This is a genomic window from Rhizobium sp. 16-488-2b (assembly GCF_017741815.1).
Taxonomy (GTDB): domain Bacteria; phylum Pseudomonadota; class Alphaproteobacteria; order Rhizobiales; family Rhizobiaceae; genus Rhizobium.
Map to the genome: position 1 here is coordinate 57,646 of NZ_JAGHMF010000034.1, position 22,256 is coordinate 79,901.

The 22,256-nt window shown below is 62.0% G+C and carries 20 protein-coding genes; 13 read left to right on the forward strand and 7 right to left on the reverse strand.

What is annotated here, in order from left to right; genetic code table 11:
* Positions 1–4 precede the first annotated feature (4 nt).
* From J5286_RS23760 to J5286_RS23770, 3 genes are all read right to left on the reverse strand, one after another.
* On the reverse strand, positions 5–3,169 hold the full coding sequence (locus J5286_RS23760) for an efflux RND transporter permease subunit (RefSeq protein WP_209192207.1): 3,165 nt from the start codon (positions 3,167–3,169) through the stop codon (positions 5–7).
* Between the two features lie 13 nt (positions 3,170–3,182).
* Positions 3,183–4,379, reverse strand: a complete 1,197-nt coding sequence (locus J5286_RS23765) for an efflux RND transporter periplasmic adaptor subunit (RefSeq protein WP_209192209.1) — start codon at positions 4,377–4,379, stop codon at positions 3,183–3,185.
* A 161-nt stretch (positions 4,380–4,540) separates the two neighbouring features.
* The gene (locus tag J5286_RS23770; RefSeq protein WP_209192211.1) at positions 4,541–5,305 is read right to left on the reverse strand and encodes an SH3 domain-containing protein; all 765 of its coding nucleotides are present in this window, start codon (positions 5,303–5,305) and stop codon (positions 4,541–4,543) included.
* A gap of 251 nt (positions 5,306–5,556) precedes the next feature.
* Here J5286_RS23770 and J5286_RS23775 point away from each other — a divergent pair, with 251 nt between their 5' ends.
* The 4 genes from J5286_RS23775 to J5286_RS23790 all read left to right on the forward strand — a co-directional run bounded on the left by J5286_RS23775 (position 5,557) and on the right by J5286_RS23790 (position 8,776).
* Positions 5,557–6,258 carry a DUF3313 domain-containing protein gene (locus tag J5286_RS23775; protein ID WP_209192213.1) on the forward strand — a complete coding sequence of 234 codons (702 nt, stop codon included), beginning with the start codon at positions 5,557–5,559 and terminating at the stop codon, positions 6,256–6,258.
* Positions 6,259–6,366: 108 nt separating this feature from the next.
* The gene (locus tag J5286_RS23780; protein ID WP_209192214.1) at positions 6,367–7,086 is read left to right on the forward strand and encodes a response regulator; all 720 of its coding nucleotides are present in this window, start codon (positions 6,367–6,369) and stop codon (positions 7,084–7,086) included.
* Entirely contained in the window at positions 7,087–8,424 is a 1,338-nt protein-coding gene (locus tag J5286_RS23785; RefSeq protein ID WP_209192215.1) for an ATP-binding protein, read from the forward strand. It begins immediately after the preceding gene.
* Positions 8,425–8,515: 91 nt separating this feature from the next.
* On the forward strand, positions 8,516–8,776 hold the full coding sequence (locus J5286_RS23790; RefSeq protein ID WP_209192216.1) for a hypothetical protein: 261 nt from the start codon (positions 8,516–8,518) through the stop codon (positions 8,774–8,776).
* A gap of 115 nt (positions 8,777–8,891) precedes the next feature.
* Here the strand turns inward: J5286_RS23790 and J5286_RS23795 are convergent, their stop codons facing one another.
* Entirely contained in the window at positions 8,892–9,212 is a 321-nt protein-coding gene (locus J5286_RS23795) for a hypothetical protein (RefSeq protein ID WP_209192217.1), read from the reverse strand.
* Between the two features lie 119 nt (positions 9,213–9,331).
* Complete coding sequence (locus J5286_RS23800) at positions 9,332–9,571, reverse strand: cysteine rich repeat-containing protein (protein WP_209192218.1); 240 nt, start codon at positions 9,569–9,571, stop codon at positions 9,332–9,334.
* A gap of 469 nt (positions 9,572–10,040) precedes the next feature.
* Between J5286_RS23800 and J5286_RS23805 the strand changes: the two genes are divergently transcribed.
* The 9 genes from J5286_RS23805 to J5286_RS23845 all read left to right on the forward strand — a co-directional run bounded on the left by J5286_RS23805 (position 10,041) and on the right by J5286_RS23845 (position 17,877).
* The gene (locus J5286_RS23805) at positions 10,041–11,477 is read left to right on the forward strand and encodes a GntP family permease (RefSeq protein ID WP_209192219.1); all 1,437 of its coding nucleotides are present in this window, start codon (positions 10,041–10,043) and stop codon (positions 11,475–11,477) included.
* A 97-nt stretch (positions 11,478–11,574) separates the two neighbouring features.
* Positions 11,575–12,153 (forward strand): HupE/UreJ family protein, encoded by a 579-nt coding sequence (locus J5286_RS23810; RefSeq protein WP_209192220.1) that lies wholly within the window; start codon positions 11,575–11,577, stop codon positions 12,151–12,153.
* 71 nt (positions 12,154–12,224) lie between these two features.
* Complete coding sequence (locus tag J5286_RS23815; protein WP_348529285.1) at positions 12,225–12,923, forward strand: urease accessory protein UreF; 699 nt, start codon at positions 12,225–12,227, stop codon at positions 12,921–12,923.
* Positions 12,924–12,986: 63 nt separating this feature from the next.
* On the forward strand, positions 12,987–13,508 hold the full coding sequence (locus J5286_RS23820) for a YqhA family protein (protein WP_112820696.1): 522 nt from the start codon (positions 12,987–12,989) through the stop codon (positions 13,506–13,508).
* Positions 13,509–13,613: 105 nt separating this feature from the next.
* Positions 13,614–14,438, forward strand: a complete 825-nt coding sequence (locus J5286_RS23825; RefSeq protein WP_209192221.1) for an urease accessory protein UreD — start codon at positions 13,614–13,616, stop codon at positions 14,436–14,438.
* A gap of 24 nt (positions 14,439–14,462) precedes the next feature.
* Entirely contained in the window at positions 14,463–14,765 is a 303-nt protein-coding gene (ureA, locus tag J5286_RS23830; protein ID WP_018897749.1) for an urease subunit gamma, read from the forward strand.
* Positions 14,766–14,775: 10 nt separating this feature from the next.
* The gene (locus tag J5286_RS23835) at positions 14,776–15,081 is read left to right on the forward strand and encodes an urease subunit beta (RefSeq protein WP_037179617.1); all 306 of its coding nucleotides are present in this window, start codon (positions 14,776–14,778) and stop codon (positions 15,079–15,081) included.
* A gap of 9 nt (positions 15,082–15,090) precedes the next feature.
* A complete protein-coding gene (ureC, locus tag J5286_RS23840) occupies positions 15,091–16,794 on the forward strand; it encodes an urease subunit alpha (RefSeq protein WP_112532952.1) in 1,704 nt (567 codons plus the stop codon).
* Positions 16,795–16,896: 102 nt separating this feature from the next.
* Positions 16,897–17,877 (forward strand): urea transporter, encoded by a 981-nt coding sequence (locus J5286_RS23845; protein WP_209192222.1) that lies wholly within the window; start codon positions 16,897–16,899, stop codon positions 17,875–17,877.
* 48 nt (positions 17,878–17,925) lie between these two features.
* On the opposite strand, the gene J5286_RS23850 is transcribed toward J5286_RS23845, so the two are convergent.
* Together J5286_RS23850 and J5286_RS23855 are read right to left on the reverse strand one after the other, a co-directional pair.
* Positions 17,926–21,072: an efflux RND transporter permease subunit gene (locus tag J5286_RS23850; RefSeq protein ID WP_209192223.1), complete on the reverse strand. Its 3,147-nt coding sequence runs from the start codon at positions 21,070–21,072 to the stop codon at positions 17,926–17,928.
* Positions 21,069–22,106, reverse strand: a complete 1,038-nt coding sequence (locus tag J5286_RS23855; protein ID WP_348529286.1) for an efflux RND transporter periplasmic adaptor subunit — start codon at positions 22,104–22,106, stop codon at positions 21,069–21,071. Before J5286_RS23855 ends, J5286_RS23850 begins: the two co-directional genes overlap by 4 nt.
* Positions 22,107–22,256: the final 150 nt, after the last annotated feature.

A 22,256-nucleotide genomic window follows, 5' to 3' on the forward strand; every position in this document is an offset into this window, starting at 1 on the left:
CCGATCATTTCGGCAACCCGTCTTGATCGGCGTGTTGCAGCCCGGTTCGCCATGACAACAGGCCGCGCTCTTCCACCGACCGTATGATCATATAGAGCGCCGGCACGACGAAGACGCAAAGCATCGTCGAAACCAGCATGCCGCTGACCACGGAGATCCCGATCGACCGGCTGGCATTGGCGCCGGCGCCGGTTGCGAGAACGAGCGGCACCATGCCGAGGATGAATGCGATCGACGTCATCAGGATCGGCCGGAAACGCAGCTTGCCCGCGCTGACCGCCGATTCAAGCAGCGACTTCCCTTCCTTGATCCTGAGGTCGCGAGCGAATTCGACGATCAGGATCGCATTCTTCGCAGCAAGCGCGATGAGCAGGACAAGGCCGATCTGCGTATAGAGCGTGTTCTGCAGTCCGAGCGCCAGGAGAACCGCGACCGTGCCGGCAAGGGCAAGCGGAACCGAGAAAATTACGGGCAGCGGGCCGAGCCAGCTGCCGTATTGGCCGGCCAACACGAAATAGACGAGAACCAGCGCCAGCCCGAACGCGATGTAGATCTGGTTAACGGTCAGTTTCTCCTGATAGGAAATAGCGGTCCAGTCCGTGGTCGCGCCGTCTGGAAGCGCGGTGGCCGCCGCCTTGTCCATGATCGCCATCGCCTCGCCGGAGCTCACATCGGATTGCGGCCTGCCGACAACGGACATGGCGGGGTGGAGATTGTAGAGCGAGATCAGCGACGGCCCGATCTTTTCCTCGACGGTGACGATGCTGCCGATCGGCACTTGCGACCCCGATCCGTTCGGAACGGTCAGCCGTGCAATGCCCTCGGAAACGCTTCTGAATGAACCCTCCGCCTGCACATACACCTGGAACGTATGGCCGAAGCGCGTGAACTGGTTGACATAGGTCGAGCCGAGATAGCCCGAGAGCGTATTGAAGACGTCGCCGATCGGCACGCCGAGCGTGGCGGCCTTGGTCCGATCGATGCTGACGGCAAGCTGCGGCGCGTTGACGTTAGCGTTGACCTGCACGTTTTGCAGGCGCGGGTCCTTTTTGGCTTCTGTCGCCACGCCGTTGGCGATATCCGCAAGCCGCCCGAAGTCGCCGCTGCCGTCCTTCAATTCGACCATCATCGTGAAGCCGCCGGTGTTGCCAATGCCCTGGATCGAGGGTGGCGGAACGACCGTCGCGAAGCCGTCGGAGAGGTCGGACAGGCTCCTGGATATCTTCTGGTAGAGCGGCAGCAGCGCTTCCGATTTGCCCCGCTCGTCCCAGGGTTTCAGGACGATGTAGGCAAGGCCGGCGCTGGGAAGTGGCGCGTTGTTGTCGACCAATGACACGCCGGCGACGGTGATGACGTTATCGATGCCCGGCTGGTCCTTCAGCTTTGTCTGCACCTCCTTCAGCGCTTTATCGGTACGCTCGAGCGAGGCGCCTGCCGGCAGTTGCATGGCGGCCACGAGATAGCCCTGATCCTCGAGCGGCAGGAAGCCCGCCGGGACGCGCGACAGACCGACGAAAGCGAGTGCCACCACGATCGCGGTTGCTGCGGCAATCACATAGCGGAAGCGCAGCATGCGGGAGAGAAGGGCGGTATAGCCATTTTCAAGACGGTTGAAACCGCGATCGAAGAGCCTGAATACGATGTTGCGATGTTCGACCGGCTTGACGGGCCGCATCCAGAGCGCCGCCTGCACGGGCTTCAGCGTGATGGCGTTGATGGCGCTGATGACGGCCGTGCTGGCGATCACGAGCGCGAATTGCTGATAGAGCTTACCCGTCAGGCCGGGAAGGAAGGCCGCAGGCAGGAAGACCGAAACCAGCACGAGAGTGATGCCGATGATGGGCCCGAACAATTCCTCCATGGCCTTTTCAGCCGCCTTCGGGCCGCTCAGGCCATTGGACATTTGCCGCGCGGCACCCTCGACGATGACGATCGCGTCGTCGACGACGATGCCGATGGCGAGCACCAGCGCGAAAAGGGTCGACATGTTGATCGAGAATCCCATCGCGGCCATGGCGGCGAAGGCGCCGATCAGCGTCACCGGCACGGTGGTGGCCGGCACGAGCATCGCCCGCCAGTCCTGCAGGAACAGCAAGATGACGGCCAGCACGATGATGCATGCCTCGACCAGCGTTTTGTAGACCTCGTCGACTGCCGCGTTGACGAAAGTGGTGGTGTTGAACGGCACGGAATAGCTCAGGCCCGGGGGAAAGGATTTCGACAACTCGGTCATCCGCCCCTCAACCGCCTTGGCGACGTCGAGCGCATTGGCCTCGGGAAGCTGGCTGATCGCCAGCGAAGCGGATGCCTTGCCGTTGAAGCGGAAGACCTGGTGGTAGGATTTCGAACCGAGTTCGACCCGCGCGACATCCTTGATGCGGGTGATAGCGCCCGTCTCGCTGTTTGTCTTGACGATCACATCCTCGAACTGGTCGACCTGGTCCAGCCGACCGGAAATCTCGATCGGCGTTTGAAAACCCTGGCCGGTATCGACAGGCGGCATGCCGATCTGTCCACCGGAAACCGTCTGGCTCTGTGCCTGGATGGCGCTCACGACATCGGCGGGTTTCAGGCCGCGCGCCTGCAGCCTGTCGGCGTCGAGCCAGATGCGCATCGCGTAGTCGCCGGCGCCGTAGACCGTGACATCGCCGACGCCTGGAACGCGGGCAAGCGCATCCTTGAGATTGATCGTGGCGTAATTGGCGAGAAACAGGCTGTCGAATTTTGGGTCTTCGGCATCGAGCGTCACGAAGGCTAGGATTGAGGTCGAACGCTTGCGCACGGTGACGCCCTGCGACTGCACGGAACTCGGCAGCTGCGCATTGGCCGCGTCCACGCGGTTCTGCACCAGAATCTGCGCCTCATCGGCATTGGTGCCGATGTCGAAGGTGACGGTCAGATTGTAGGTGCCGTCGCTGGCGCTCGTCGACTGCATGTAGAGCATGCCCGGAACGCCGTTTACTTGCTGCTCGATCGGCAGCGCGACGGTATCCATGAGTGTCTTGGCGCTGGCGCCGGGATAGCGCGCGGTGACCTGCACCGTGGGGGGCACGATATCGGGATATTGCGTGATCGGTAGGCGCAGAAAGGCGATGGCGCCGATCAATATCGTCAGCAGCGCGATGACGTTCGCGAGCACTGGGCGCTCGATAAAGAAGCGGGAGAACATGATGGTTGTCCGATCAGTTGGCAGCCGGTTGGGAGGCGGCGGGCTGCTTTGCCTCGGCCTGGACTGGCGTCGAGGCATCTTTCTTCTGCACCTTGTCGCCGGGCCGGACGCCGGAGGCGGCATTGGTGATCACCCAGTCGGTCGCGGCCAAAGAGCCCTGGATCTGCTGCATGTCATCGCTGCGGTCGAGCGGATTGACCGCGCGCCGCTCCACGACATCGTCGCCATTGACCACTAGCACATAGCGGCCCTGCTGGTCGGTGCCGATGGCGGACGGCGGCACGAGCAGGGCGCCGTTCACCACGCCCAAGGGGATGCGCAGGCGCAGAAACAGGTTCGGCACCAGATCGCGGTTATTGTTCTCGAAGACGGCGCGCACGGAGAGAGTTCCGGTCTCTGCATCGGTCTGCGGCGCGATGTAGTCGAGCTTGCCCTTATGCGGGAAGCCGTCGTCGGCCTTGGTCGCGGCTTCTACCGCGATTGTCTCGACGTCCTTTGCCGTCAATCCACTGGCGCGGGCCTGCTTGCGGATGCGCAGCATGTCGGTGTCGGAGATCGCGAAGGAGACATGGATCGGGTCGAGCCGCACGATGGTTGCAAGCGTGGTTGGACTTCCGCTGCCGACGAGCGCGCCGACATCGGCCTGATGCTCGGTGACGAAGCCATCGAAGGGTGCCGTGACGCTCGTATAGCCCAGGTTGATTTGCGCCTCGCGCAGCGATGCCTTTGCCTGGTCAAGCTGCGCCTTGGCTTCGTCGCGACTTGCCCGCGCATTGTCGACATTGGCTTGCGTCGTGGTCGACGATTGCGACAACTGCTCCTGGCGGTCGAGTTGCACCTGCGCATTGTTGAAGCTTGCTTGCGTCTGCTCGACCGTTGCCTGGGCCTGTTGGAGTTGTGCTTCGTACTGGTCGGGTTCGATCAGGAACAGCCGCTGGCCAGCCTTCACCTCGGTTCCATCCTTGTAGTCGATGGATTTGAGATAGCCCGAGACGCGGGCAGTGAGCGCAACGCTATCGAGCGCCTTGGCGGTGCCCGTCTCATAGAGATAGCGTGTTACATCGGCGGATTGCGGCTGGATGACGGTGACCGATTTTACCGCCGGGGCCTGCGGCGGCTGATCGTTGCAGGCTGCAAGCGGCATCACGATGGAAAGCAGGATAAGGCCGCGTCCGCAGACGCTGGAGATCGTGTTTTGGAAGAGAGACATGCCAGCCTGCCTTTACGCGACAATGGTCGATTGAATTCAAGAACGGCCATGGTTGTCGCAAGTCGGGGTCGCGGTGGAATTACAGCTTTGTTGCAATTTGTTGCAGACGCTGCGGCGAGCCGCAGCGTCCTGTGCGCGATGTTTCCGCGTGATCTCTCCGCTCAAGGGCGATCAAAGCCACCGTGGCGGATCACGGTGTTTCCCCTCGGGCCGCGTGTGACCGAAGCGCCCGCGCACCGCTCGTCATTGCAGCCGCCGATCGCGGCCTTGCCGCCGCCGCGCGGGCCGTGGGTGACCGCGGCACCGCCGCAATTGCCATCCTGGCAACCGCCCGCGACGTGCCGTCCGCCGCCGCGCGGTCCGTGCGTAACAGCAGCGGCATCGCAGCCATTGTCGTTACAGCCGACGGCGACGGAGCGGGAATAGCCGCCATAGTAGCGGTTCCAGTGGCCGTACCACGGCTGCGCATGATAGTGGGCATCCCAATAGGCCACCGTGAAGGCGACCGTGGCGATGCCCACCGCCGGCACGACGGCTGCCGTCAGCACGGTCGGCTGCCCCTTATAGATCACCTGCACATAGCTGGCGGCGACCCAGCCGCGATAGCCGCCCCAGCCGATGTCGCACCACGACTGATCGGCGATGCATCCATAGACGGATAGCGACGCACTGCGGGGCAGCACACTGACGACAGGATAGCGCGTGCTGGGGCCGGCGCGCAGATTGACGTCGGAAAGCGCTATGCCACCAGTCGCCGCGAAGCTCTTGGTCACGCCGCCAAAGCAGATCAAGAACAGGAAGCTGATGGATAGCACGGCGATCAGCAAGCCATCCCGGACCCAGCCGGCCACTCGGTGGAGTTTGGCGGCGTGCGCGCCGGCCGTGGCAGCGGCGGTATGGCTGCCTTTACGTTGAACCGCATTCATTGGTGGATACCTTTCTCTGATGAGCCACGGTATCGAAGATGCGGGTCGATCTTTGATGCGCTATTGCAGATTTGCTTCCAAACATTACAGCCGGGCATCGCGGTAGATACGGCGTTTGAACGCGCCGTCCGTTGCGGCGGTAACAAACCGTAACAATTCGGAAATACCGGAGCAAACTCGGGGGCGCCTCTTGCCGGGCGCTGCCAGTTTGGATCCGTCCGCCGGCTTCTTTCCCCTGTCATGAGTGGAGCATGATCGCATTGCAGTGCAGAACGGGTGTTTTTACTCGACTAATGGTACTCGCGGCGGTTCTCTGCCTGGGCGCATCCTGCGCGACAAAGCCTGCCCGCTATCAGGATTTGGCCTCCAGTGCGCAACTGCGGGTCAATGGCGACAACGCGGATGGCCGCGTGCCTTTCAATACGGCGATCGAGCCGTCAGCGCTGAAAGCGTACACGTTCGTGACCCTCGATCCCGTCAGGATCTATCGCGGCAAGGACGGTCAGTTCGGAACGCTGTCAGAGGATGCAAAGAACGACCTTGCTCGTCATGCGGAAGTCCGCTTCAGAGCCGAACTCGCGCGACGCGGATTGCTCGCAGCTGCCGTCGGGCCACGAACACTGCGCTTGAAAATCACATTGACCGGCGTAGAGACGAATGTGCCCGTACTTGGTACTTCAACGAAGGTGACACCGGTGGGTTTCGCACTCAGTGGCCTTCGAAGTGTTCGTGACAAGGAAGGCCGTTTTACGGGCGCGGTCATTTATGCCGGGGAACTTTTCGATGCGGCGAGCGGAAGGCTGGTTTATGCGTTTGTGACGCGGCAATATCCCAATGCGCTTAACATACCGGCCGGCATCCTGCCTCTCGATGCGGCCTTGGCTGGTCTTGATCGTGGAGCAACCGTCACGGCTTCTTCGTTGCAATCCATGATGTCGGGTGCGAGCCGGTGAGCGATGCTCCTCAGGTTGCTAACCGAGTTGCGGGAGATCGCCTTCGCCAAGATGCCTGCCGGATTGCTGAATTCTGCCGCGGCTCGACCGTTAGATGAGGACCGAAATATGGATGAGACGCTAAAAATTCTGGTCGTCGAGGACGACCCAGAGATCAGGGATCTCCTCGATGAGTTCCTCACGAGCGAAGGATTCCTGGTGCACACCGCCGATAGCGCTGCATCCGCCGACAGGCTGATCGAGCGCAAATGGGCCGATCTGGTCGTCCTCGATGTCATGATGCCACGCGAGGACGGCTTCTCCTTCTGCCGCCGCATCCGTGCACGCTCGCAGGTGCCGATCATCATGCTGACGGCAAAGACGACCGATATCGACCGCATAGTCGGCCTGGAATTCGGCGCCGACGACTATCTCGGCAAGCCGTTCAATCCGCGTGAGCTGCTCGCGCGCATTCGCGCCGTCCTGCGCCGCACCTCGCCGGCCGGCGGGGCGCTGGAGGCGGCGAATGGTATCAAGCGCTTCGCGGGGCTGATCGTCGATCCCGAGGCACGTATCATTTCGACTGAGGATGGAACCGCCGTGCCGTTGACGACGACGGAATTCGATCTGCTTGCCTGCTTCCTCGATAGGCCGAAGCGGGTGCTCTCACGAGACCAGCTGCTCGATCTGACCCGTGGCGCGAGCGCCGAAACCTACGACCGGACGATCGACGTCGCGATCTCGCGCCTGCGCACGAAGCTCGCCGCCTGCCTGCCGCCGAACGTGCAGGTCATCACCACTGTGCGCAACGCCGGCTATCTCTTCAATCTCAATGTGACGGACGGCTAGATGAGCCAGTTCGGAATTCTCACACGCATTGCCCTCATCGTCACGGCGGCGCTGTTTATCGGCCAGATGGTGGTCCTGCTCTCCTTTCTCTGGCAAAGCGGACGCTCGCCCTTGCCGCCTTATGCGATCGCCGATCGCGTTGTTGCGGTTGTACGTCTTCTCGATGAGACGCCGCCGCAGGCGCGACAGCAAGTGCTTGACGTCGCCAATGCCCAGGGCTTCGGCGTGACTTATGCCCCTGGCATACCAGCCGACTTCAAGGACAATCTCAGCATCTCAAGGCTTCGTGTTGTCACCCAGGCGAAGATGGAAGACTACGCGCCGGGCCGCATCGTTCGAACCGGAGCCCGTATCAGTCAGGCCGATAGCCACGACGCCTTCACGATCACCTTCGTGGTGGGCTTGAAGAGCGGTGAGGTCGCGATCTTCACTATCTCCGACGAGACGACGCTCCGGATATGGAATGTTCCAATCGGCTTCCTGGGCGGCTTGTCCGGCATTGTTGTTGCTCTCCTTGCGGTGCTGGCGGTCGCGCGCGAAACAAGGCCACTGACGGAGCTTGCCCGCAGTATCGACGAGCTCGGAAATCGCGTCGAACCGGTCCCGGTCAAGGAGCGCGGCGCGCGCGAACTGCGTACGCTGATCCGCGCGATAAACAACATGCAGACCCGCATTCTGGCACTGCTCACCAACCGCACGCTGTTTCTCGGCGCGGTGTCGCACGACCTGAAGACCTACCTGACACGCTTTCGATTGCGCCTGGAAATGATGCCGGCCGGCCCGCATCGCGACCGGGCGGTGCTCGACGTCGAAGCGATGGAGCATCTGCTGAACGACGTCCTCCTCTTCGCCAGCGAATCCACAAGCACCGAGACGTCCGAAGAGATAACCGACATCAACGAGGCGCTGCCCTACTGTGCATCCGGCCTGGAGGACGTCAGCGTCGATCTCTCGACGGCACCCAAGGCGCTCAATGTACATATGCCAAGATCGGCAGTGTGCCGGGTGATCGACAACCTGCTTTCCAACGGCGTGCGTTATGGCAATCATGTCCACGCCTACACCGAACGGCGCGACGGTGTCGCCTGCCTCGTCTTCGAAGACGACGGCCCGGGAATACCGGAGGAGGACCTCCCCGTCGTCTTCGAGCCCTTCTTTCGCGGCGAGCCATCCAGAAATCGCGGCCATGGCGGCACGGGGCTTGGCCTTTCGATCGTCAAGCAGATACTGGATGCCCATGGCGGCAGGGTGGTGCTTTCGAACAGGGATACTGGTCGCGGCCTGCGCGCCATTGTCTTTCTCCCGCTTGCGCCAGCGCTAGGGGCGGTCACAGACTGAAACAATGTCGAATTAGGGCGGCAAATCCACCGGGCTATGTCTGTGCATCCCGACGCGGCGTGAGGCCGCGTCCCAAGCCAGGAGTTGCATCATGCCCAAGAAACCCAAGCGACGGTATCGACATCTGCTTCAGGACCCGTTGATCCGTCAGATGATGGCGGCGGACGGTGTGTGTCCGCGCGAACTCGAAGCGCTGTTGAGCGAGCTCGCCGATCGATTGCCGGACAGAGGAGAGGCCGGCTCGGCCACCTGCATCATGCTGCGCTCGAAAACCGGACACTCCCTCGACGAGCGGCATTCCGGCCCATGCAGCCGGTTTTTGAGAATGGGGTGTTCCCCGACGATGCATTGATCGCGGGGGGCAAAAAACACCGCAATCCGCTCGGATTGCGGTGTTTTCATATCACGGTCGGTCGCGAGATGGGAAAGGAGGCGAGGAGCTCGGCCGTGACTGAGCCCTCACATTGCTATTGCGGCAACGGACCGTGTACCTTCCATTTGAACTCATCATCGCCGTCCGATTGCTGTGACAGGCTAGTCTTGCGATCGGTCGCGACCAGGCAGTCAATGAGTTGATCGCGCAAACCATCGAGCGCGTTGGTGAAGACGCCACTTTCGCTTCTGAAGCTATAGGCAAGGTCGGCGACCTCAATGAACGCCGCTGCTTCGGATACGCACTGATAGTCTACGTCACCATCTTCGGCGGATGCAACTGATGATGTCATCGTGAGCGCCGCAAGAATGGTCGCGGCAAGAATTGTTCTGGAGGTGGTGCTCGATCGTTTCATGTGTGCTTCCTGACGTGGATTGTTTGTCGGGCATAAGAAACGCCGCTCGTCCCATCTTGTGGTCGGTGGGTCGGGAACGAGCGGCTTTGATCTCCTGGTGTGGACAGGAGAAGACGACGCTATTTCTTGGTCGCCAGCAGCTTGTCGATGGTTGTCGAGCACATGCCAGAGAGCTTGGCCTTGTTCTCCTTGACGCAGGCCATGATGCCTCCGTCACCCGGCTGGACGCCTGGGCATAGCTGCTGAATATCCTGCTTGCAGTTGTCGCGAAGCTCCATTTTTTGCGACATCGAAAGCTGCTCCTGGGCGGATGCGGTACCCGCGGAGGCGAGAAGGAATGCGATGATGTAACGGTTCATCCTGGATGTCCTTTGCTTGTGAAACGGTCCGCCACCACCCAAGCCCAGTTACTGCTGGCCGTTCGACGGCGCGGTTGGTACTCCGACACCCGCATGGCCAAGACTCGGATTTCGGTCTCATGTCAGCGAGCACGGCGAAACTGTTTTCGCGCTAAAGCCTCGCTATGCGATTTCAGAATTGTTTCTTATTGTTACGGAATGGCCATGACTTCCGGCAATCGGTCGCGCTCCAAAAGGCGCAATGTCCAATGTCTGCTGAGCAAGAAATCCCAGAAGTGAGCACGGTGTCCATTTCTTGCGCCGCCCCTAATCTTTGCGCGCGTGAGCGGTCGACACGTTCGCAGGGGTGGTTCATGAAACCCGAGTAAGGCCGTGAGTTGTGAGGCGCGTCATAGCTGCACCTAGACGGGCGTAAGCTTTTGGATCGCATGACATCTCCGCCTATCTGATCGGATTGAGAGGCGGATCCATGGGGCTGTTTGGAATTCTGCTGGGACTTGGATTGCTGATGTGGTTCGCCTATCGCGGCTGGAGCGTTTTGCTTCTGGCGCCTGCGGCGGCCCTCATCGTTGCCGCCGCCTCAGGCCAACCGTTATTGCCACACTGGACCTCGACGTTCATGGGCGGCACGGCGCGGTTTGTCACGCAGTGGTTCCCGATGTTCCTGCTCGGCGGCATCTTCGGCAAGATGATGGATGACAGCGGCTCCATCACGTCGATCGCCCGTTTCCTGACGGAGCGGCTGGGCGTGAAGCGAACCATGCTGTCGGTGGTGCTCGCCTCCGCCGTCGTCACCTATGGCGGCGTCAGTGTGTTCGTCGCCTTCTTCGTGCTCGTACCCATGGCGCGCGAAATGTTCCGCGCCGCGAACATTCCGGCGAGATTGATGCCGGCCGCGATCGGCCTCGGCGCGTTCACCTTCACCATGTCGGCGATGCCCGGTACGCCCTCGACCAACAACGCCATCCCGATGCCATACTTCGGCACGACGACCTTCGCCGCGCCCGGCCTCGGCATCATCGCCTCGATCATCACCTTCGCTTTCGGGATGTGGTGGTTGGCCCATATCGAGGCGAGGGCGCGTGCCGCCAATGAGGGATATACGGAGGACGAAACGCCTGTCGTCATCAGCGAAAAGGTGCGCGAACAGGCAACAACCTCGGGCGATTTCGACCCGAGCGAACTCAGCCACGGCAAGAAGAGCGACCAGGGGCCATCCTTCCTCTTCGCGGTGCTGCCGCTGATCGTTGTCATCGGTGTTAACTTCCTGATGGCGCTGGTGGTCTTGCCCCGGATCGACTTCTCCAGCGCGGAAGCAGCACTTGGCATCAATATCACCTCGACGATCGGCGTCTGGGCCGTCCTCATTGCGCTCGCCGCGGCGATCGTGACGGTGATCGGGCTGAATTACGGACGGCTGGGTGCATTGCGCGAAAGCCTCGACGCAGGCGCCAACTCGGCCGTCTTGCCGATCATGACCGTTGCCAGCCTCGTCGGCTTCGGCGCGGTGGTCGCGGCCATGCCGGCTTTCAACGTCGTGCGCGATGCCGTGCTGCAGATGCCTGGAGGCCCGCTTGTATCGCTGGTCGTGGCGATGAACGCGCTTGCGGCGCTAACGGGCACGGCGTCCGGCGGCATGGCCATCGCGCTCAACGCGCTCGGCGCCGAATATATGAAACTTGCGGCCGAACACGGTATCGATCCCGCACTCATGCATCGCCTAACGACGATCAGCGCCGGTACGCTCGATGCATTGCCACACAATGGGACGGTGCTCCTGCTGTTGCAGATCAGCAAGCAGACGCACTCGGGAAGCTATTTGGACATGGTGATGACCGTGATCGTCGGCGTCATCATCTCGCTTGTCGCGGTCTTCGTGCTGGGGTCGATGTTCGGCTCGTTCTGAAGAGGCCCGACCGCAGTGCCGGCATGAGTTCGATGGAGTGCCTGAAAGACTGGATGTCAATCGTTCCTATTCGACCAACCTTAGGGAGATTCGTGCCATGAAGAAGATGCATCTCTTGATCCTCGCGCCGATACTTATGGCGAGTACGCCGGCATTCGCGCATGTTGGCCCTGGTGATCACGGGTCATTCGTTTCCGGGTTCCTGCATCCGCTTTCGGGGCCGGATCATGTTCTCGCCATGGTCGCGGTCGGTCTGGCGGCGGTCATGCTCGGCAACCGCGCCCGGCTCGCTATCCCCGCGGCCTTCGTCAGTGTCATGATCCTCGGCTTTGTTGCAGCACTTGCGGGTATGCACCTGCCTTTTGTCGAGCCGGTCATTCTTGCCTCGGCCGTCGTCATCGGTCTGCTAGTCGCCGTTGCCCGACCGGCTTCACCCACGCTGGTCGCGGCCATTGTCGGCGGCTTCGCATTCTTTCACGGGCATGCGCATGGCGCCGAGATGGCAGGTGCGAACGCTTTTTCCTTCGGCGTAGGCTTTGTGCTGGCGACAGCATTCCTGCACGCCGTGGGGATGGGAATGGGTATTGCCGCCGGTCGCCTGACGCGAGGCACTGCCGCGTTGCGGATCGCCGGCGGAGCGACGGCGCTTGGCGGCGTGCTGCTGCTGGCGAGCTGAAGGGCATGGGCATTTGAAGCCTGAGGGCCGGTGTTTGATCCGGCCACGGGGGATCTTTTCGGGAGACTTATGTGACGTTTCAACCAACATTGGGTCAACCAGCATCGAGTAGTCTGCCGCTTCAGTTGCTTCGGCTGGTCAGCCCGAGCCAACCGGTTGGCGCGTTCGCCTATTCCCGTGGGCTCGAATGGGCGGTCCACGATCGGATCGTTCGCGACGAGACAACGGCCCGCGACTGGATCTTCAGGCTGATCGAACACAGCTACGCGGTCTGCGATGCCACGCTGTTCCTGCGCATGATGCATGCGCTCGAAGCCGATGATCGTGCGGCCTTCCTGAAGGCTGATGCATGGCTGTCGGCTGCGCGCGAAAGCAAGGAGGTGGAGCTGGAGGACAGGCAAATGGGCGCATCGATGCTGACGGTCCTTAGCGATCTCGGCGTCGCCTCCGCCAAGACCTTCGGCGGCAGGAAATTGACCTACCCGGCGGTCTTTGCCCTCGCGGCCACGCATTGGAAAATTGCGCCAGCAGATGCGCTTCGCGGGCTGCTGTGGAGTGCGGTGGAAGGGCAGGTATCGGCTGCCATTCGGCTGGTGCCGCTGGGGCATACCGCCGGCCAGCGCCTTCTGATCGCGGCGGCCGAGATCATCGAGCGCGCGGCGCGCACGGCGGAGACGACTGGTGACGACGAGATCGGCAATGCGGCGCCGGCAATGGCAATGGCAAGCGCATGGCATGAAACGCAATACAGCCGGCTGTTTCGTTCCTAGGCGCTGACTAGGCAAAACGGGCGGCGCCGGTGCAGTCAAATTGATCCGAGGAGGAAGAGTGCATTGATTTCGTTGTTCCGCGGCCTTCGCTCCATTCTCATACTTGCTGCCGCGGGTGTGCTGTTCGGTGCCTTCCTGATGTTCTGGGAGGCGATCTTGATGCTGGTGGAAACCTTCCGGATGACCCGGCTCAATCCGGATATGTCGGTCATCGTCTCGGTCCTGCGCGCTACCGACAAGATCCTACTGGGCATCGTGTTGATGGTTGTCGGCTGCGGCATCGCTCTTGGCTTTGCGCTCGATATTCCGCCGGAACAGCGATCGAGACTGCCGCAGTGGATGATCATCGATACCGTCGCAGAACTGAAGAACCTGTTCTTCCAGATGATCATTCTCTACCTCGTCGTGCATTTCGCGGCACAGGTGGGTGAAACGCAAACGCCTCCGCAATGGGAGGCACTGGTGTTGCCGGTGTCGGCGCTGCTTCTCGCAGGCGCGATGAAGCTGACCGCCAGCTCGCACCATCTTTCGGAAGAGACGCGACACGACAGAAGCGAGAAGCAGAAGCCGGGCGATCAAGCGTGAAGCGCTTTGTGCGATCACGCTCAGCTTTGAGCAGCACATGAAATGTCGAGGTAACAGAGGGACAGCAAGGGCCGCGAGGCCGGATTGGGAAAAGGTTTATCGCCGATGGCCGATGGTTGGCATGCCGAGCTAGATTTGTGGTTTGCGAACTCCCACGGGAAGACGCGTCTGATGCGTCGGCGCCATGTCGGGCCGCTGGCTGTGCAGCGCGCCTTCCACCCAGAGGAAGATGGCTCGGCTCATGTCTACATCCTGCATCCACCGGGCGGCGTGGCCGGCGGCGATGTTCTCAACATAAGCTGCGGCCTTGCGCCCGAGGCGCGCTGCGTACTGACGACGCCTGGCGCGACCAAGTTTTACCGCAGCGAAATCGGCACGAGTACGCAGCGCATACGGATCGATGTCGGCGCCGGTGCGGTCTGCGAGAACCTCCCGCAGGAGACGATCCTTTTCGAGGGCGCGGATGCCGCGATCAGCACAAGCGTGACGCTGGGCGAGGATGCAGCCTATGTCGGTTGGGATTTCGTCAGTCTCGGTCGCCCGGCTGCCGGAGAGGGGTTTGCAAGCGGCCGGCTTTCACAGCGTGTTGAGATCTTTCGCGGCCATGATCTGATCTGGTTCGAACGAATGGCGTTTTCTCACGCGCCTGATGTTCTGGACGCGCCCGTCTTCTTTGCCGGAAAGCCCATTGTCGGAACGATGGTCTATGCGGGGCCGGCGCTTGAAAACACCGTTCAGCATATCCGCGACGAACTCGGCGAGCAGGCGCGCGGCGTCTTCTCGGCCAGCCAGCTCGAGCGCGTGATCGTCTGCCGCTATCTCGGAAACCGCATGTCCGAGGGCAAGGCACTTTTTCTGCAAGCTTGGAGCATTCTTCGCGAACGCGGCCTGATGAAGAAGGCCGTCGCTCCGCGCATCTGGGCAACGTGAACAGCAAAACAAGGAGGCAAGCTCATGGAACTGCTACCGCGTGAAAGAGACAAGCTCCTGATCTTTACAGCCGGATTGGTCGCGGAGCGGCGCAGGGCGAAGGGTCTGAAGCTGAATTACCCCGAAGTCATCGCCTACATCTCGGCCGCCCTCCTGGAAGGCGCCCGCGAGGGGCGGACGGTGGCGGACCTTATGTCCTATGGCGCGACGCTGCTGACCCGCGAGGAGGTCATGGAGGGCGTGCCCGAGATGATCCACGACATCCAGGTGGAAGCAACCTTTCCTGACGGCACGAAGCTCGTGACCGTCCACAACCCGATTCCCTGAGGAGGCCATCATGATCCCCGGCGAATATTTCATCGAGAGTGGTTCGATCGACATCAATGCGGGCAGACAGACCCTGAAGGTCGATGTCGCCAACTCTGGCGACAGGCCGATCCAGGTCGGTTCTCACTACCATTTCTACGAGACCAACGAGGCTTTGCTGTTCGACCGCGGGCCCACGCGTGGCTTTCGGCTCAACATTCCAGCCGGTACGGCGGTGCGCTTCGAGCCTGGCCAGGAGCGAACGGTGGAGCTCGTGGCGCTCGACGGCAAGCGTGAGGTTTACGGGTTCAACGCCAAGGTCATGGGCAAGCTGTAGGAGGCTATGATGGCAACGATCACAAGGCAGACCTATGCCGATCTCTACGGCCCGACCAAGGGCGACAGGCTTCGGCTGGCCGATACCGAGCTCGTCATCGAGATCGAGGAAGACCGCACGGTCTATGGCGAGGAAGTAACCTTCGGCGGTGGCAAGGTGATCCGCGATGGCATGGGGCAGGGTCAGCGTCCATATGCCGAGGTCGCCGACGTCGTCATCACCAATGTCATCATCATCGATCACTGGGGCATCATCAAAGCCGATGTCGGCATCAAGAACGGACGGATCTCCGGGATCGGGAAATCGGGCAATCCGGATATCCAGCCGGGCGTCAACATCGTCGTTGGCGGCGCAACGGATGTGATCGCGGGGGAAGGCAAGATCCTGACAGCGGGCGGGATCGACACGCATATTCACTTCATCGCGCCGCAGCAGGCGGAAGAAGCGCTGGCGAGTGGCACGACGACGCTCGTCGGCGGCGGCGCCGGCCCGACCGTCGGCACGCTCGCGACCACGGTGACGGCAGGCCCGTGGGCAATCCACCGCATGCTAGAAGCCGCGGAAGCGTTGCCGATTAATGTCGGGCTGCTCGGAAAAGGCAATATCAGCCTGCCCGATCCGTTGCGCGAGCAGGTTCGCGCCGGCGTTGTCGGGCTGAAGCTTCACGAGGACTGGGGCACGACGCCAGCGGCGATCGACAATTGCCTGACGGTTGCCGACGAGATGGACGTGCAGGTGGCTCTGCACAGCGATACGCTGAATGAAAGCGGTTTCGTGCGCGACACCTTCGCGGCCATGAAGGGACGCACGATCCACAGCTTCCACACCGAGGGCGCCGGCGGCGGTCATGCGCCCGATATCATCACGGCGGCGGGCGAGGAGAATGTCCTCCCATCGTCCACCAACCCGACGAGACCCTATACGATCAACACGGTCGACGAGCATCTCGACATGCTGATGGTCTGCCACCATCTCAGCCCGCAAATCCCGGAAGACGTCGCATTCGCGGAATCCCGTATCCGGCGCGAGACGATCGCGGCGGAAGACATTCTCCATGATCTCGGCGTGTTTTCGATGATGTCGTCGGACTCTCAGGCGATGGGCCGTATCGGCGAGACGACACTGCGGTGCTGGCAGACGGCGCACAAGATGAAGGTGCAGCGCGGTCCGCTGCCCGAGGATAGCGGGCGCAACGACAATTTTCGCGTCAAGCGCTATGTCGCCAAATACACGATCAACCCGGCCCTGACCCATGGGTTCGCCGATCAGATCGGCTCCATTCAGGTCGGCAAGCGCGCCGATCTCGTGCTCTGGAAGCCGGCCTTCTTCGGCATCAAGCCGCAGCTGGTCCTGATCGGCGGCATGATTGCGATCGCGCCGATGGGCGATCCCAACGCCTCGATCTCGACACCGCAGCCGGTGCACTATCGCCCGATGTACGGCGTGCTCGGGAGGGCGCTCGGCTCGACGGGCGTCACTTTCGTCTCGCAGGCCGCACTCGACGATGGGATCGGCGAGAAGTTGAAGCTGTCCAAGCAGCTTGCGGCCGTCAAAGGAACGCGGACGGTGCGCAAGAAGGACATGGTTCACAACAATCTCACGCCGAAACTGGAGGTCGATCCGCAAAACTACAATGTGCGCGTCGATGGCCAGCTGATCACCTGCGAACCGGCGGATGTGTTGCCGATGTCGCAGCGATACTTCCTCTTCTAGACGAGGAAGCTCGGGCGTGAGATCGCGCCCGGGCCGGACCAACACGCCGCGGGAACGAGGCACGCTGTTCTCGTTCAGGCCGAGCCGAAGGAGCAGAGATCAATGAATTTGGATCGTTTCCGTGATCATCCGTCCCTGTTTTTCGTGGATTGGTCGCTGCGCGGCGTGGGCCAGGTCGTCTTCCAGAACAATCCGCTGTCGGGGCTGGTGATCCTCGCAGCGCTTGCGTGGAACTCTTGGATCTATGCCGCGATCTGCGTGCTGGGCGTCATCGCCAGCACGGCGACCGCGCTTGCTCTGAAGGCAGACAGAGCGGTGATGCGGGACGGGCTATATGGCTTCAACGGTGCGCTGGTGGGTCTCGCGCTCGTCGCCTTCACCAGCGAGGATTTTCGTACGGGCGCCATCCCGTCGGTGGCCATGGTCGTCTACCTCGTCTGCGCCGCCGCCTTCACGACCATGGCTTTCGCCAGCATGGGCGCGGTTCTGGCGCCATACAAGACCGCACCTCTGACCATGCCTTTCGTTCTCGTCGGATGGCTGTTTCTATTCGCGGTGCTGAAATTCGACGCGATCGATGCGGGGCCGATGGCCAAGCCCGTCTCCCCCGAACAGTTCTCCGAAGCGGTGCCTTATGTCTTTGCAACCTGGTACGAGGGGATAGGAACCTCGATCGGGCAAATATTCTTCCAGGACAACTGGATTTCCGGCTACCTTATCGTCATCGCGATCGCCTTGAATTCCCGCGTCAGTGCCGCGATGGGGCTGCTCGGTGCTATGGTCGGCACGCTGGTGGCGGCCGTCTATGGTGGTCCCGAGGGCGCGGTTCGCGACGGTCTCTTCGGCTATAACTCAGCGCTGACGGCGATGGCGCTTTGTGGTGTCTTTCTCGCCTTCAATTGGCGCAGCCTGATTTATGCGGTCTTCGGCGCAGTCATCTCCAGCTGGCTCTGGGCGTCCGTCGCCATTTTCCTCACACCGATCGCAATGCCGGTCCTGACTTCCACCTTCGTGCTCGTGACCTGGCTGATGCTCTTGGGGCAAGGCGCGTTCAAGGCGCTTGAGCCGGCATCCGCGGAGTAGCCCACGGCGCCTGAGGAGGGTCAGGCCGGATAGGGCCGGCGAAAGTATCTATTCCGCGGCGACGTTGCTGACCGGATCGGGTTCGACGCCGAAGAGCCGTTGCTTGAGCGTTTCGCGAATGGTCTGAACCACCAGGTAAAGAACCGGGATCACGACAAGCCCGAGCACGGTACCGAGGAGCAGGCCGCCTAGAACGGTGGCGCCGATTGCCTGGCGGCTACCCGCACCGGCGCCTGTCGCGATAACCAGCGGCACGACACCCAATATCGAGGCGAGTGCTGTCATCAGCACGGGTCTGAACCGTTGGGACGTCGCTTCGGAGGCCGCGTCCAGCGTGCTCATCCCCTCCTCGCGGCGCTCCTTGGCGAATTCGACGATCAGGATCGCATTCTTGGCCGCAAGGCCGATCAGCAACAGCATGCCGATCTGGGCGTAGATGTTGAGATCGATCCCGCCGACCACGAGCGCGCCCAGTGCGCCGACCACCGCGACCGCGACCGACAGCATGACGGCAACGGGCACACTCCAGCTTTCATATTGCGCGACGAGGAAGAGATAGGTGAAGACGATGCCGGCGATCAGAATGATCACGGTCTCGTTGCCCGATTGCTGCTCCTGAAGCGCGAGCCCGGTCCATTCGAAGCCGAAGCCGTCAGGCATGGTTTCATTGGCAAGGTTGCCCATGATGGTGAGTGCCTGGCCGGAGCTGGTGCCGGCCGCTGCCTGGCCGTTAATCGCGGCCGATGAAAACAGGTTGTAGCGGTTGACCGAGCTCGGCCCATAGATCGTTTGAATAGAGATCATGCTCTGCAGCGGAACGAGTTCACCGGACTGGCTGCGCACCCTGAGCCGCTGGATGTCGTCTATGCGTTGACGGTAGGCCGGCTCGTCCTGCAGCCGCACCTGATATACTCGCGAGAAGATGTTGAAGTCATCGACATAGGCCGATCCGAGATGTGCCTGCAGCGTGCTGAAGATCGCTGCCGGCGAGACGCTGTAGAGGTCGGCCCGCTTTCGGTCGATGTCGAGATAGACCTGCGGCACATCGGCGGAGAAAGTGCTGAACACGCCGGCAAGGCCGGGCGTTCGGTTTGCCTGGATGATCAGGTCGCGCATGACCTCGGCGAGCGCCTGTTGGCTCTGACCGGCGCGCGCCTGGAGGCGGAAGTCGAAGCCGCCTGTCGTGCCGAGGCCGGGGATGGCGGGTGGGTTGAAGGGCACGATCGACGCGGTGGAGATGGCCGCCAGTTGCGGGCGTAGCTTGGCGATGAGCGCGAAGGCGCTCTGGTCGGCGGGGCGCTCGCTCCATGGCTCCAGCGCGGAAATGATCATGCCGCTGTTCGATCCGCCCCCGCCGACCATGCTGACGCCAGCGATGCCGATCGTGTTGGCGATCCCGGGGGTCTGCTGCAGGAGAGCGCTGACTTGCGTAATCGTCTGCTGCGTCCTCTCCAACGAGGCGGCATTGGGAAGCTGCACGTTCATGAACAGATAGCCCTGGTCCTCGGCCGGCACGAAGCCGGTGGGCAGAACGCGGTAGAAGCCGTAGATCCCGCCGATAACGGCGACGAAGAGCACGCCGGCCAGGACGAGACGGCGGGCAAACATCGTAAACAGCCCGAGATAGAAGCGGCGGGAGGCCTCCAGGCCGTTGTTCATCCGCCCGAAAAGGCCCGTCTTGCGTTCAGGGGCGGGCCTCAAAATGAGGACGCAGAGCGCGGGGCTCAGCGTGAGTGCGTTGATCGTCGAAAACACCACGGTCACGAGGATGGTGACGGCAAACTGGCGGTAGAGTTCGCCGGTGATGCCAGCCAGGAAGGCCACCGGGACGAAAAGTGCGGCGAGCACCAGCGTGGTCGCGACGATCGGTCCGGTGACCTGCTGCATGGTGGCGAGCGTCGCGGCTCGTATGTCCATCGCCTTTTCGCTCATCAGTCGCTGGGCGTTCTCCACGACGATGATGGCGTCGTCGACCACGAGGCTGATTGCCAGGATCACGGCGAAGAGTGTGATCGTGTTCGCCGAATAGCCGAGAACATAAAGAACCGCGAAGCCGCCGATCAGTGAGACCGGGATGGTGAGCGTCGGGATGACGGTGGCGCGCCAGTCCTGCAGGAACGCGTAGACGACGGCCACGACGAGCACGAAGGTGATGGCGAGCGTCATGAAGATCTCGCGGATGGTTTCGCGCACGAAAGAGGTCGTGTCGAAGACGAGCGTGTAGGCCACATCATCGGGGAACTGCTTCGAAAGTCGCTCGACTTCGCCAAGCACGGCGTTCGACACCGCCAGCGCGTTGGCATCGGATGCCTGATAGACGACGACGGTCGCGCTCGGACGGCCATTCAGCGTCGAAGCCGTGTCGTAGGACTGGGCGCCGAGCTCGACCCGCGCGACGTCGCGCAGCCGGACAACACCGCCATCGCGGTTGCTGCGAACGATGATGTTGCCGAACTCTGCGGCATCCGCGAGCCGTCCGCGCGCCGTCACCGTGAGCTGTAGCTGCTGCCCGGTCATCGCCGGAGGCGAGCCGATCTGCCCGGCTGATGCCTGGGCGTTCTGGGCTCGGATGACGGTCATGAGGTCGGCCGCCGTGACGCCCAGCGCCTCCATGCGATCAGGCATCATCCAGATGCGCATGCTGTAGGTCGGCCCGAACACGGCGGCTTCGCCAACGCCGGGAAGGCGGGAGATGGCGTCGCGGATGTTGATCGTCGCGTAGTTGCTGATGAAGACTTCGTCGCGAGTGCCTTTCGGCGAATAGAGCGCAAGGCCGAGCAGCATACTCGACGAGCGGCTGCGCACCGTGACGCCCGCTTGCGTGACCGCTGCCGGCAAGCGGGGGGTCGCCAGAGCGAGCCGGTTTTGGACATTGACCTGGGCAATCGCGGGATCGGTCCCGGCCTCGAAGGTCACGGTCAGGCTGTAGGTGCCGTTGTCGGAGCTTGAGGAAGACATGTACATCATGCCCTCGACGCCGTTGACCTGCTCTTCGATCGGCGCGCCGACGCTGTCGGTCATCACCTGCGCATTGGCGCCTGGATAGCTGGCGGTAACCTGCACTTCCGGCGGCGTGATCTGCGGGAACTGCGCGACCGGGATCTGCATGAGCGAAACCGTGCCGGCGATAAGCATGACGACCGCGATCACCATCGCGAAGCGTGGGCGGCCGATGAAGGGAGCGGAAATATTCATTTCGCCACCGCCGGCTGGGACGCGTTCTTGTCCTCGATGATTTCGACCGTGGTCCCCGCGGCGACGTTCTGAAGCCCTTCGATGATGACGCTTTCACCACCCTTCAGTCCGTCCTCGACGATCCAGCTTCCCTCTCGCTGCTCGGAGACGCTGATCCTGCGTTCCTCGGCTTTCTTGTCAGCTGTGACCAGCATCACGTACTTGCCCTCACGGTCCTGCTGCACCGCCCCCAGCGGAACGGTGGGTCGTTCCTTCCGCGCGGTCTCGGAGACGACGACGGTCACGAACTGGCCCGGGATCAGCAGGAAGTCGCTGTTTGGAAAAACCGAGCGGACGGCCAGAGTACCGGTCCCCTCATCGACCTCGTTTCCGAGGAAGGCGATGGGTGCGTTCTGCGGATAGATCTGTCCGTTGGAAAGCCTCAGACGCGTCTGGTAGCGCTGGGCCAGCTCATCCTTGCTAACATTGCCGGCGGCTTCGCGCAGATCGAGCAATGAGCGGTCGCTCACCGAAAAGACCACCCTCACGGGATCCATCTGCACGACACGCGCCAGTGCGGGTGAGGCGGTGGTGATGAAGCTGCCCGGGGAAAAGGCAGCAGTTCCGATCCGCCCCTTCAAAGGCGCCACGATGCGGCTGTAGCTGAGATTAAGCTCGGCCTGCTTGACGGCTGCTTCCGCTGATTGCAGGTTGGCTGCGGCGGTGTCTCGCGCGGTTTCGCTCTGTTCGATCGTTGCGCGCGCAACGGTCTGGTTGAGGGACTGGTTGCGTACCATCTGGCGCTCGGCGTCGAGCAGTGTCGCCTTGGCGCGGGCAAGGTTGGCATTGGCGTCGGCGAGTGCGATCTCAAGCGCCCGGCTGTCGATCTTGAAGAGCTCCTGGCCCTCGTCGACCACGGCGCCTTCCTCGAACAGCCGCTGATCGACGAAGCCGTCAATCCGGGAACGGATGTCGACGGCATTCAGCGCTTCCACGCGCCCGACGAATTCGTGCTTCGGTGAAACGTCCTCAACTGCAACGGTGATTGTCGCCACTTTCGGCACATCCTGAGCCTGTGCGGTTATTGAATGCGAGGCTGCAATGACCGAGGCGAGAAAGACACCAGAAAATCTGCCAGGAATTCCCATCCGTCACACTCCTGAAAGCGTCAATGGCCATGGCCGAAGCGGTGGATGGAACGCGAG

Excerpts from the sequence above, each read along its gene's own strand:
- J5286_RS23785 (WP_209192215.1), top strand. The coding sequence starts at position 7,087 with ATGAGCCAGTTCGGAATTCTCACACGCATTGCCCTCATCGTCACGGCG.
- J5286_RS23775 (WP_209192213.1), top strand. The coding sequence starts at position 5,557 with ATGATCGCATTGCAGTGCAGAACGGGTGTTTTTACTCGACTAATGGTA.
- J5286_RS23770 (WP_209192211.1), bottom strand. The coding sequence starts at position 5,305 with ATGAATGCGGTTCAACGTAAAGGCAGCCATACCGCCGCTGCCACGGCC.
- J5286_RS23845 (WP_209192222.1), top strand. The coding sequence starts at position 16,897 with ATGAATTTGGATCGTTTCCGTGATCATCCGTCCCTGTTTTTCGTGGAT.
- J5286_RS23780 (WP_209192214.1), top strand. The coding sequence starts at position 6,367 with ATGGATGAGACGCTAAAAATTCTGGTCGTCGAGGACGACCCAGAGATC.
- J5286_RS23835 (WP_037179617.1), top strand. The coding sequence starts at position 14,776 with ATGATCCCCGGCGAATATTTCATCGAGAGTGGTTCGATCGACATCAAT.
- ureA (WP_018897749.1), top strand. The coding sequence starts at position 14,463 with ATGGAACTGCTACCGCGTGAAAGAGACAAGCTCCTGATCTTTACAGCC.
- ureC (WP_112532952.1), top strand. The coding sequence starts at position 15,091 with ATGGCAACGATCACAAGGCAGACCTATGCCGATCTCTACGGCCCGACC.
- J5286_RS23800 (WP_209192218.1), bottom strand. The coding sequence starts at position 9,571 with ATGAACCGTTACATCATCGCATTCCTTCTCGCCTCCGCGGGTACCGCA.
- J5286_RS23790 (WP_209192216.1), top strand. The coding sequence starts at position 8,516 with ATGCCCAAGAAACCCAAGCGACGGTATCGACATCTGCTTCAGGACCCG.
- J5286_RS23760 (WP_209192207.1), bottom strand. The coding sequence starts at position 3,169 with ATGTTCTCCCGCTTCTTTATCGAGCGCCCAGTGCTCGCGAACGTCATC.
- J5286_RS23810 (WP_209192220.1), top strand. The coding sequence starts at position 11,575 with ATGAAGAAGATGCATCTCTTGATCCTCGCGCCGATACTTATGGCGAGT.
- J5286_RS23825 (WP_209192221.1), top strand. The coding sequence starts at position 13,614 with ATGGCCGATGGTTGGCATGCCGAGCTAGATTTGTGGTTTGCGAACTCC.
- J5286_RS23850 (WP_209192223.1), bottom strand. The coding sequence starts at position 21,072 with ATGAATATTTCCGCTCCCTTCATCGGCCGCCCACGCTTCGCGATGGTG.
- J5286_RS23765 (WP_209192209.1), bottom strand. The coding sequence starts at position 4,379 with ATGTCTCTCTTCCAAAACACGATCTCCAGCGTCTGCGGACGCGGCCTT.
- J5286_RS23805 (WP_209192219.1), top strand. The coding sequence starts at position 10,041 with ATGGGGCTGTTTGGAATTCTGCTGGGACTTGGATTGCTGATGTGGTTC.
- J5286_RS23795 (WP_209192217.1), bottom strand. The coding sequence starts at position 9,212 with ATGAAACGATCGAGCACCACCTCCAGAACAATTCTTGCCGCGACCATT.